At 61.8% G+C, this 8,980-nt stretch carries 12 protein-coding genes, 2 tRNA genes and 1 pseudogene; 5 read left to right on the forward strand and 10 right to left on the reverse strand.

Going from position 1 to position 8,980, the window contains the following annotated elements; translation table 11 throughout:
• The 5 genes and pseudogenes from EN932_RS38985 to EN932_RS21060 form a co-directional block, all read right to left on the reverse strand.
• A pseudogene (locus EN932_RS38985) lies at nt 1-288 on the reverse strand (DUF2497 domain-containing protein); the annotation flags it as partial.
• A gap of 215 nt (nt 289-503) precedes the next feature.
• The gene (locus EN932_RS21045) at nt 504-1,895 is read right to left on the reverse strand and encodes a TolC family outer membrane protein (RefSeq protein WP_013531279.1); all 1,392 of its coding nucleotides are present in this window, start codon (nt 1,893-1,895) and stop codon (nt 504-506) included.
• 181 nt (nt 1,896-2,076) lie between these two features.
• Nucleotides 2,077-2,745, reverse strand: coding sequence for a protein-L-isoaspartate O-methyltransferase (locus EN932_RS21050; RefSeq protein WP_024503837.1), 669 nt, complete (start codon nt 2,743-2,745; stop codon nt 2,077-2,079).
• A 90-nt stretch (nt 2,746-2,835) separates the two neighbouring features.
• Nucleotides 2,836-2,909: transfer RNA gene (locus tag EN932_RS21055), tRNA-Cys, on the reverse strand.
• Between the two features lie 287 nt (nt 2,910-3,196).
• The gene (locus tag EN932_RS21060) at nt 3,197-3,454 is read right to left on the reverse strand and encodes a hypothetical protein (RefSeq protein WP_024503836.1); all 258 of its coding nucleotides are present in this window, start codon (nt 3,452-3,454) and stop codon (nt 3,197-3,199) included.
• A 224-nt stretch (nt 3,455-3,678) separates the two neighbouring features.
• Here EN932_RS21060 and EN932_RS21065 point away from each other — a divergent pair.
• A tRNA-Asn gene (locus tag EN932_RS21065) sits at nt 3,679-3,753 on the forward strand.
• A gap of 416 nt (nt 3,754-4,169) precedes the next feature.
• Nucleotides 4,170-4,418 carry a hypothetical protein gene (locus EN932_RS21070; protein WP_127370166.1) on the forward strand — a complete coding sequence of 83 codons (249 nt, stop codon included), beginning with the start codon at nt 4,170-4,172 and terminating at the stop codon, nt 4,416-4,418.
• A 503-nt stretch (nt 4,419-4,921) separates the two neighbouring features.
• Here EN932_RS21070 and EN932_RS21075 read toward each other — a convergent pair.
• The 4 genes from EN932_RS21075 to EN932_RS38020 all read right to left on the reverse strand — a co-directional run bounded on the left by EN932_RS21075 (nt 4,922) and on the right by EN932_RS38020 (nt 6,584).
• Nucleotides 4,922-5,365 carry a DUF982 domain-containing protein gene (locus EN932_RS21075; RefSeq protein WP_348629888.1) on the reverse strand — a complete coding sequence of 148 codons (444 nt, stop codon included), beginning with the start codon at nt 5,363-5,365 and terminating at the stop codon, nt 4,922-4,924.
• Nucleotides 5,265-5,720 (reverse strand): hypothetical protein, encoded by a 456-nt coding sequence (locus tag EN932_RS21080; protein ID WP_127370165.1) that lies wholly within the window; start codon nt 5,718-5,720, stop codon nt 5,265-5,267. The genes EN932_RS21075 and EN932_RS21080 overlap by 101 nt, the downstream gene beginning before the upstream one ends.
• A gap of 68 nt (nt 5,721-5,788) precedes the next feature.
• Nucleotides 5,789-6,277 (reverse strand): Hsp20 family protein, encoded by a 489-nt coding sequence (locus tag EN932_RS21085; protein WP_013531273.1) that lies wholly within the window; start codon nt 6,275-6,277, stop codon nt 5,789-5,791.
• A gap of 28 nt (nt 6,278-6,305) precedes the next feature.
• Nucleotides 6,306-6,584, reverse strand: a complete 279-nt coding sequence (locus EN932_RS38020; RefSeq protein WP_164753782.1) for a hypothetical protein — start codon at nt 6,582-6,584, stop codon at nt 6,306-6,308.
• Here EN932_RS38020 and EN932_RS21090 point away from each other — a divergent pair.
• The 3 genes from EN932_RS21090 to EN932_RS21100 all read left to right on the forward strand — a co-directional run bounded on the left by EN932_RS21090 (nt 6,502) and on the right by EN932_RS21100 (nt 8,282).
• On the forward strand, nt 6,502-6,933 hold the full coding sequence (locus EN932_RS21090; RefSeq protein WP_024503833.1) for a cupin domain-containing protein: 432 nt from the start codon (nt 6,502-6,504) through the stop codon (nt 6,931-6,933). The two genes, EN932_RS38020 and EN932_RS21090, sit on opposite strands and share 83 nt — an antisense overlap.
• A gap of 84 nt (nt 6,934-7,017) precedes the next feature.
• Nucleotides 7,018-7,788: a copper homeostasis protein CutC gene (locus EN932_RS21095; RefSeq protein WP_063172331.1), complete on the forward strand. Its 771-nt coding sequence runs from the start codon at nt 7,018-7,020 to the stop codon at nt 7,786-7,788.
• A complete protein-coding gene (locus tag EN932_RS21100; protein WP_127369315.1) occupies nt 7,785-8,282 on the forward strand; it encodes a GNAT family N-acetyltransferase in 498 nt (165 codons plus the stop codon). Before EN932_RS21095 ends, EN932_RS21100 begins: the two co-directional genes overlap by 4 nt.
• Nucleotides 8,283-8,541: 259 nt before the next feature.
• Here the strand turns inward: EN932_RS21100 and EN932_RS21110 are convergent.
• On the reverse strand, nt 8,542-8,980 hold a 439-nt coding region (locus tag EN932_RS21110), incomplete at its 5' end, for an MFS transporter (protein WP_128369035.1).

An 8,980-nucleotide genomic window follows, 5' to 3' on the forward strand; every position in this document is an offset into this window, starting at 1 on the left:
CACCGGCGTTTCCATGCGCGCCACCACCGGCTCGGCCGGCGGCAGCTGTGACTGGACTTCCGCCAGCGTGACAGGCTTCCTGCCCTCGGGGGCGGCATGCAGGTCGGCACGAAAAGCTTCCACGTCGGGGGCTGCATAGACGCTCGACGCGCGCTCCAGATCCTGGCTCAGCTCATCGGCGTCGCCCGGCTGCTTGCGGCCGCCGTCGCTGTCCTCGATGATCCGCCTGATGGAAGCCAGTATCTCTTCCATGGAAGGTTCGCGCTGTGCGCTGCTTGCCGTTGCCATCGTCACATCCGCCGCCCTTGTGACCCCTGTTGGGTTTTCCGCTCCGGCAGAGCCGGATCGAATCATGGCCACAGCGTAACCGACGGATCGCCGCACGAGAATCCCCAATCTGGGGACTTGTGGGATTTCAACAGATTAGCGCCATCTGAACCCGAGAGCCGCAGCGCGAAAGATCCTGCTCAAGCAGGGAACACGGCCAGTTCAGGCCGAACGCCTCAGCGGCCGTCCGGCGTGCGCAGTCCGTACCACTTGTCCTTGACCGCGTTGTAGTGCTCTTCAGGCTTGTATTTCGCTACCTGCAAGCCAAGGCGGTCGACGGACAGACGGCCGGTCGCCTGCAGGATGGCGTAGCTCGCCACCACCACATCGTGTTCGTAACCGGCCTGGTTGATCTGGGCGGTGATGACCGTCGCCTGCGCATTGAGGACGTCGAGCGTGGTGCGCTGGCCGACATTGCGCTCTTCGATGACACCGTTCAGTGCCAGCTTCGCGGCTTCGATCACTTGCCTGTTGGCCGTCAGCTGCTGCTGCGCGGCGGTGTACTCGGTCCAGGCGGCGGTGACGGCCTGGCGCACCTGGTCGCGGCTGACGTCGACCTGGATGCGGGCCTGGCTGAGTGATTCCTTGTTCTGGCGCACGATCGCCGAGGTGCGGCCACCTGAATAGATCGGGATGGTCAGCGTTGCCCCGACACTGGCCGAATTGGTCGTGCCATCCTGCGAACCGACGCCTGGCAAAGGCGAGGTATTGCGATAGGCGCTCGAAACGCCGGCGGAAGCCGACAGCTGCGGCAACAGCGCGCCTTCGGCCGACTTCACCGAAAACGCCGCGGCGTCGACCAGATGCTGCGTGGCAAGGATGGCCGGATGCTCGTTCGAGGCCACCCCGACGGCGGCGGCGAGGCTCGACGGCAACAGCTTTGCCACCGGCGAAGCGCCCTTGAGTTTGCCCGGCTCGTCGCCGACGATCTGGCGATAGAGCGCCGCACTTGCCAGCGCCTGCGCCCGGGCAGCACTCAGCGATGCCACGGCGGCGGCGCGTGAGGCGTCGGCCTGGGCGACATCGGTGCGTGTGCCTTCACCAACTTCGAAACGCGAACGCGCCGCGCGCGCCGTCTCGGTCAGGAACTGCAGGTTCTGCTCGGTCAGCACAGCGACCTGCCGGTCGCGAATCACGTTCATATACGCTTGCGCCGCGCTGAACAGGATGCCCTCTTCGGTGTTGCGCAGGCTTTCGACCGAGGCCCGGACCTGTGCTTCGGCGGCAGCAACATTGTTCCTGGTCTGAAAGCCGTCGAACAGCGTCTGGTCGATCTGGACGCCAAAATTGCCGGTGGTCAGCCGCACGCTTGAATTGGTGCCGTTGAGATGGCTGCTCGAATAATCGATATCCGCCGAGCCGGTGACAACCGGGCGGTAGCCCGACTTGGCGATGGCGACACCCTCATCGGTGACGCGAACGCCGGCACGGGCCGAATTCAGTGAAGAATTGTACTGGTAGGCCTTTGCAAGCGCGCCGGAGATGGTTTCGGCTGAAGCGGCCAGTGGGGACAGCATGGTCGCCGAAACGAGGACGGCGGTGAAAAGTGACTTGCGTAAAGACGGCACGGTTAAACCCTCATTCGTTTTCCATGGGAACCGCGCCGCGCCTGCTTCTCTCATAGATCAGCCGGCGCCGCGTGTTCGTGTTCCCTGCTGCTCACCCCCAAAGTGCCCCCAGTTTGGCATCAGCAGCGATCGTTCAAATGCAAGCGACCATGACAAAGCCTCTGCTGCAAGGCCAAATCATTCAGAATTCGAAAGCACGAATGCGTTCAAACCCCGGTAGTGGCTTAATTGCCGCATTAAATGCACGTCTTCCGGTTACAACCCCCCCGGCCTTGAAAAAGAGACGGGCCACGCCGGAATTGCCCTGCCCTTCGACGGCGACGAGTCGGCCGCCTTCGGCAAGCTGGTCGAGCAACGGGGCCGGCACTTCCGCGACACTGCCACCGATAAAGATAACATCATAAGGCGCCTTGGCGGCATGCCCCTGCGGCAACGCGCCCTGGACGACGGTCACATTGCCGCAGCCAAGCGACGAAAGCGTCGATCTGGCGGTTTCCGCCAGCGCCGAATCGTTTTCGAGCGCCACTACGGACCCGGCCAGCCGCGACAGGATGGCCGAGGCGTAGCCCGTTCCGCAACCGACATCGAGCACCGAATCGGTCGGGTTGATCTCGGCCAGCTGGATAAGCTTGGCCAACGGCGACGCTTCCATCAGGTAGCGCGAACCGTCCGCGCCGGCTGCAATGCGGATGTCCTCGTCGATATAGGCGAGATCGCGCTGGGCGGCGCCGACAAACATCTCTCTTGGGACGACAAGCATTGCATCGAGTAGCGGCGCGCTGGTCACATCTGTGGTGCGGACCTGGCCGTCGACCATCTTGACGCGTAGTTCGGAGAAATCAGCGCTCATGTCCCAACCAGTCCGCTTGCCGCGCCAGAACCGCGGTCCATTGTGTCAGGAACTTCAGGCCCCTGCGCTGCCGCGCGGGGGCCCGGGCATTGGAGGCCTCGCCCGGAATCGAACCGGGGTGCAAGGATTTGCAGTCCTCTGCGTAACCACTCCGCCACGAGGCCTCATTGCTCCCGGCGTTCCACCCGGTTCCAATAGGTTGCGGCGAAAATGCCGTCAAGCGGCCGCCTTGCATTCCGAACGGTTTCCTCGCGTCAGTCCGGACGGCGTCCGGCAAATCATCGGACCGCTTTATTAGCGGACAGTTAAGCATAGCCTGATGGGAGAAGAACGCATCCTGTCGCCGCATGACAGGGCAAGGCTTGCCTCGGCCGCGGCTGTTCTCAAGCAGATCCGTGAGGCACTGGAAGAGCAGGCCGCCCACTGAAACACCACCTTGCGCTATCGGCGGTCAATCGGGCCGGCGACGCCGTTCCCACCAGACGACAAAGCGACGCCGGTGACGGCGGACCATGGCGAATTCATAGGACAGCACCAGCAATCCGAGCGGAACCATCCAGAAGCCGAGGATCGGCAGGAAACCGAGGATGCCACCGATGGTCAGCAGGATGCCGATCGTGATTCTGAGCCCGCGCGAGCGCGGCATTTTGAACTCGCGCCCGAAAACAGAGATTTTGCGCGCCGGCATCTGGTTGTCTTGTGCTGTCATCGTCTCGAAAGATTGACCCGTTTCGATCGTTCGCAAGCATGCTCAAACCAAAGCCGCCGCCGCGCTTTCGGTTCCATATCCCTGCCAAGACGGCTAATATGAGGGCATCCTTCGACGATTGCGAGAAAGGCCTATGCGAAAAAGCCTCGGAAAAATGTGAAAAGCTTCTTTGCAAAGCCGAAAAGGGCAGCTATAGGCTGCGCCACTCACATAAGAGCCTCCGTTCCCCGGTAGCTCAGTGGTAGAGCAACCGGCTGTTAACCGGTTGGTCGCTGGTTCGAATCCGGCCCGGGGAGCCAAATTCTTCAAAGCGTTGAGACGGTCAGGTCGCCCATAGGGGCTGATCTATGGCATGTCTGGAAAACCGCAGGCAGCCGCAGGTTGATCCTCAACTTGACCTGGCGCCGCTATGCAGCGCGCTTCGATCACGGCGATCTCTTCACGGCGATCTCATCAGGATTTCATCTCTTGTCACCGTTCGGGTTGGGTGCCGGTGCCTCTCGCACATCTCGTGGTGGCGGGTCGACATGTTCAAGCTCTGGCGGGGCTTCTTTGTCCCGACGTCGGACAGGTAGCTTCTCCGGTTCGGGCTTCGATGGTGGTTCTTTGATCTTGCTCGGCATAATCGAGTTAACCGCACTGCCGGTCCCTTGTTCCCGCAGCAAGCCGAAAACCTGAATGGGGGAACCGGGAGCGCCAAAAAGCGTTTTCTCGCATGCTCAAGAAGATCGCCCTTGCCGCCGTGCTGGTCCAGGTTGCCGCGGTTTCGGCTCTCATCACTCAGACGGTCCTCTTCGCGTCCACGTCCACACAGGCCGCCAACGCGCAGCCCGGCGACGCAGTCGCTGTCACTGCCGACAAGGAACCGGACAAGGCGGCGCAGCCTGCTGGTGCCGACCAATGCCCAACCCGGCTTGTGACGAGCAAGGTTTTCACGAGCAACGCAATTACGGCGCAACGATAGTTCGCATCGATGCCGGCCGTCCGTCGATCCCCCCAATTTAAGTCAGGGCAGTGTGCTTGAAAGCGCAATGATTCCTGTTACTTGCGGCATGGGGCGAGTGCGTTTGGGTTGGGCAAGAATTGGGTATGATTTCATCAAATATGGAATGCCTGCGCTGTCATGGCAGCGGCAGGGTTTTCGACTGCTCCAAATGGTATGCGTCAAACGGACACTGCTGCCCTCAGGGAACCCATCGGGGTGGCTGCCCCGGAAAAACGGGTGCCTGCACGGAATGCGACGGCCTGGGGACAATGGCGGAGCCTCCGCTGAGGGCCGTGGCATAATCTGCGATAGTGTCGCATGCCGCTGATGGCGACGCGGACGCGCCCGCCAAAAAACCGTACTAACGGCTCGAACAACAACCGCCCGCCAAAGGTGAGCTGGCAGGGCAGCTCACCTTGTAGCGATGCGGAAACGACGACCATGCAGCCGAACCATCCTGATGGCGCCGCCCCTTATCAAGGCTAAGCGGTTACCCCACCACGACCTGACCTTGTGCCGTCCATCCAAGGGAATTGGGCAAGCGGGTCCTGCAAGATTTTGACGGATCTTGCGAAGCCGGCGACGGCATCGCGCGCCACCGTCAGCGGAACCTGGCCGTCGTGAGCACGCTGGCAAGCTCGAAAGGCCGTTTCGAAAATCGGACCTCGCCGTTCCCTTGGCCACTCCTCAAAGAAGTCGAACGCATCGTCGAGGCACCCTATTTCTTGAACGAACTCGCCATTCTTGACCAGGACCGGTCGGTCGAACGTCCTGTAACTCATGTGATCCTCCATTCCGCACGTTGGTTGTTGCTGGCTTGGGTCATCATGCGATTGCATGCTCCGGCTCGGCCAACATGCCGCCGCCTCCACGCCCGGGCGGCACCGTCGCAAAGGCCGGGATTGGCGGCGGATCATCATCGTCATCCCGCCAGGGGCGCCGCATCCAACCGAGCCGGCTCTTCTTGCGGCGCCGGTCGAAAGACAGGCTGACGGTTCCCGACCCCTTTGAAACACGCGGTTCCCGCCCGGTTTCGTCCAGAAGGCGGAGGGCGCGAAGTATGTCGCTGACTTCCACGATGGCGCCGTTGTCCAATTGCCGCAACGCGGGATTGTCAGGAACCGCATGAACGTCGGAAGCCCAGAAAGCGAGCAAAGCCCGCTTTGCACCGATCGTCATCGTCTCCTCGTTCAGCACATCATCCGGCGTCCGCAATCCGGCGGATTCCGCGGCAAGATTTTTCGGTTCAGGTTGGTGAAAACTGTAAGTGTCGGTTCTCATCTCCATTCTCCGCGATCTGTGCCTCCCGGCCGAACCGGGAGGCGGACCGTAGATTTAGGTCCAGGGAATCAGGCGACCTCGCGTTGAGGCTCCGCATCCGAGTCGATCAACTGCTTCTTGCCGGGTTGCTCGAGCGAAACCGCTTTGGCTTCGGACCCTATCTCAATGCGCCGAGGCTTGAGTTCCTCGGGCACTTCGCGGACCAGGTCCACTGACAGCAAGCCATTCTCGAGGTTGGCCGCCTTGACCTTTACGTGGTCGGCAAGTTTGAACACCTGCTTGAAGTTGCCCGTCGCCAAGCCGCGATGAAGGACCTCCCGATTTTCCTGGTCGGGTTTCCTTTGGCCGACGACAGACAATTCGGGGCCGTTCTGCATGAGTTCGACCTCATCGAGAGCGAAGCCGGCGATAGCCATCGTAATGCGATAGTCGTTCTCGCCGGTCTTCTCGATATTGTAGGGAGGCCAGTCGGAGCGTACGCTTTTTTCGAGCATATCGAAGAGACGGTCGAAGCCGACCGTTGTGCGGTAAAGAGGGGTATAATCAGAGCTTCTCATAGCCATATCCTCCGTGAAGCAACATGGATTACGAGGCTGTCGCAGCGTCGCTGCGACGCCAGTATGTCGAGCCGAAGCCTCGACGGAAAACGATCTGGTAATCGTGTTTTTTTCCTTCAAGAGGGGCGACAAAAATATTTTTGGCCGGCAGGCAGGTGCCCAAGGCGCTGCCTTGCGTGCTGGTGGCCACTGCGCGATGTTGACGCCAGGGGTGGATGCGAATCATGCGAAAAATTTTGATGTCAGGACTGCTGCTCGCGGCAGCCTTTTCCGCGAACCCGGCCCACGCGCTGGACAGCAGCGGCACGCCTGTCGTCGTGACCCCTCTTGCGTCGCGCACGACGACCGCGTCCGGCCAACCGATCACGCTGCCGCAGAAGAACGTGCAGGTGCTGGTCTCGACCTACGACATCGCGCCGGGCGCGACCTTGCCGGTCCACAGGCACCCTTTCCCGCGCTATGCCTATGTCCAGGCCGGCACGCTGAAGGTCACCAATGTCGAGACCGGCGACAGCAACACCTACAAGGCCGGCGATTTCATCATCGAAATGATCGGCCAGTGGCATCAGGCCACCAATATCGGTGATATCGAGGTGAAGCTTCTGGTGATCGATCAGGTCGAGCAAGGCGCCAAGAACACGGAATTGCGCCAATAACCGCGAAGTCCGTGCCCGGCGCGAAAGTCTGTTCGCGCTTTCGCAGCAACCGGCGCGGTGGTAGGGCTGGCCGGGAATCATGGAATGGATCGCCCCTTGACCAAAGCTCTCCGCCTGCCGCTGATCGAAATCTGTGTCGAAGGCATTGACGGCCTTCTCGCGGCGCAAGCCGCCGGCGCCGACCGGGTCGAACTGTGCGCCAGCCTCGTCGAAGGCGGGATTACGCCAAGCCTCGGCACGATCCGCGCCGCCATCGAGCAGGCAAACGTGCCGTTTCACGTCATGGTGCGGCCGCGCGGCGGCGATTTTCTCTACAGTGAGACCGAATATGCCTCGATGCTGGCAGATGTCTCGGCACTGCGCGAACTCGGCGTGCCCGGCGTGGTGTTTGGCTGCCTGAACGCCGATGGCACCATGGACGAGGCGCGCATGAGCGAACTGACGCAGGCCGCCGGCCCCTTGAACGTCACCTGCCATCGCGCCTTCGACATGACGCGCGAGCCGGCCGAGGCGCTCGAATCGCTGATCCGCAGCAAGGTCGGCCGCGTGCTGACCAGCGGCCAGCGTGACACTGCCATCGAAGGCTTGCCGCTGTTGGCGGATCTGGTGCGGCAGGCCGGCGACCGCATCGTCATCCTCGGCTGCGGCGGACTGGATTTGCACAACATTGCCGAAGTGCGCAGCAGAACCGGCCTGTCCGAAATGCATTTTGCCGCCCTCAAGGATGTGCCGAGTGCCATGGACTACCGCAATCCCCATGTCGGCATGGGTGGTTCCGATCTCGATCGCGAGTACCGCAACACGCTGACCGACACAGCGCTGGTGGCGGCAACGATCGCGGCAGCCAAGGCATGACCTCGAGCCCTGCCCCGATAGCCCGTGTATCGGCCCAAGACGAAGCGGCGATCCTGGCGCTCAACAACGAGCATGCCGCGGAACTGTCGTGGCTGGAGGCTGAGCGGCTGGCCTTCCTGCTTGGCGAAGCATTTTACACCAGGCGCATCGGCGATCTCGAAGCTTTCATCATGACCTTCGACCAGGACGCCCGCTACGACAGCCCGAATTTCCTGTGGTTCCGCGAGCGCCATGAGCGCTTCGTCTATGTCGACCGGGTCGTCGTGGCGGCGCACGCACGCGGCCGCGGCCACGCCCGCCGGCTCTATCAGGACCTGTTCGGCCATGTTGAGCGCGCTGGCCACACGCTGGTCACCTGCGAAGTCAACACCGCCCCGCCGAACCCCGCCTCGGATGCCTTTCACGCTGCGCTCGGCTTCGTCGAGGCCGGCGACGCCGTCATCCATGGCGGCAAGAAAGCGGTGCGCTATTACGCCAGGCAGATCAGCGCCTGACAGACCAGGCAGATCTGCGCACGAAGACGAGGACTACTGGAACAGGGCTGTCGCACTCACCAGCGTCATCCAGAACCCCCAGACCAACGGGATGCCGACCAGCAGCCAGGCCAGCGTGAGTCTGATCGAATTCTCGTTGTCTTGCGCCATGGTCGGTTTCCTCAGAGCTGATCCCGAAAGTGGATTCCGATTTTCGGAAAAGATCATGCTCAAACAATAAGATAGAGCCCATCCCGATTCTGTCGGGATGGAACTGACTCTAAGCCACCGCTGGTTCGGTCTTCATGTGGAAGCGCGCATTGACGGGCCGCATCATCAGGTTGAGCAGGAGGCCGACAACCAGCAGGCCGGCCATGATGTACATGGTGACCGTGTAGGCGTCGGCCTTCGCAACGCCGCTGTCGATCTGGTACTGCCGGATATAATTCACCAGCACCGGGCCAAGCACGCCCGCCACCGACCACGCGGTCAGCAATCGGCCATGGATGGCGCCGACGTAACGCACGCCGAAGACGTCGCGCAGGTAAGCGGGAATGGTGGCGAAGCCGCCGCCATACATGCTGAGGATGATCCCGTAGAACAGCACGAACAGGAAAACGCTGCCGGTCTGGCCGGTCCACGGCACCGCCGCATAGAGGACGACGCCCAGCGCGAAGAAGATGGCATAAGTTGTCTTGCGGCCGATATAATCGCTGGTC

The organism is Mesorhizobium sp. M7A.F.Ca.US.002.01.1.1, assembly GCF_004022955.1.
GTDB classification, from domain to species: domain Bacteria; phylum Pseudomonadota; class Alphaproteobacteria; order Rhizobiales; family Rhizobiaceae; genus Mesorhizobium; species Mesorhizobium ciceri.

What these genes read in the sequence shown, in the direction of transcription:
- EN932_RS21075 (WP_348629888.1), bottom strand. Translation starts at nt 5,365, where the DNA reads ATGACGATGATGATCCGCCGCCAATCCCGGCCTTTGCGACGGTGCCGC.
- EN932_RS21070 (WP_127370166.1), top strand. Translation starts at nt 4,170, where the DNA reads ATGCTCAAGAAGATCGCCCTTGCCGCCGTGCTGGTCCAGGTTGCCGCG.
- EN932_RS21080 (WP_127370165.1), bottom strand. Translation starts at nt 5,720, where the DNA reads ATGAGAACCGACACTTACAGTTTTCACCAACCTGAACCGAAAAATCTT.
- EN932_RS21060 (WP_024503836.1), bottom strand. Translation starts at nt 3,454, where the DNA reads ATGACAGCACAAGACAACCAGATGCCGGCGCGCAAAATCTCTGTTTTC.
- EN932_RS21085 (WP_013531273.1), bottom strand. Translation starts at nt 6,277, where the DNA reads ATGAGAAGCTCTGATTATACCCCTCTTTACCGCACAACGGTCGGCTTC.
- EN932_RS21050 (WP_024503837.1), bottom strand. Translation starts at nt 2,745, where the DNA reads ATGAGCGCTGATTTCTCCGAACTACGCGTCAAGATGGTCGACGGCCAG.
- EN932_RS21090 (WP_024503833.1), top strand. Translation starts at nt 6,502, where the DNA reads ATGCGAAAAATTTTGATGTCAGGACTGCTGCTCGCGGCAGCCTTTTCC.
- EN932_RS21095 (WP_063172331.1), top strand. Translation starts at nt 7,018, where the DNA reads ATGGATCGCCCCTTGACCAAAGCTCTCCGCCTGCCGCTGATCGAAATC.
- EN932_RS21100 (WP_127369315.1), top strand. Translation starts at nt 7,785, where the DNA reads ATGACCTCGAGCCCTGCCCCGATAGCCCGTGTATCGGCCCAAGACGAA.